Below are 291 nucleotides of genomic sequence, written 5' to 3'. Positions count from 1 at the left end.
ATGCTTTCGAGCCTCAGCGTCAGTAACAGACCAGAAAGCCGCCTTCGCCACTGGTGTTCTTCCATATATCTACGCAGTTCACCGCTACACATGGAGTTCCACTTTCCTCTTCTGTACTCAAGTTTTGTAGTTTCCACTGCACTTCCTCAGTTGAGCTGAGGGCTTTCACAGCAGACTTACAAAACCGCCTGCGCTCGCTTTACGCCCAATAAATCCGGACAACGCTTGCCACCTACGTATTACCGCGGCTGCTGGCACGTAGTTAGCCGTGGCTTTCTGGTTAAATACCGT

Annotated in this window: 1 rRNA gene; it reads right to left on the bottom strand. The window is 50.9% G+C overall.

The features are described 5' to 3' along the window. Positions 1-291, bottom strand: a 16S ribosomal RNA gene (locus ABWU86_RS05905); the annotation flags it as partial.

Source organism: Apilactobacillus pseudapinorum (assembly GCF_040369555.1).
Classification (GTDB): domain Bacteria; phylum Bacillota; class Bacilli; order Lactobacillales; family Lactobacillaceae; genus Apilactobacillus.
The sequence above is the reverse complement of the archived record's forward strand: the minus strand, read 5'-3'. Positions and strand labels throughout refer to the sequence as shown.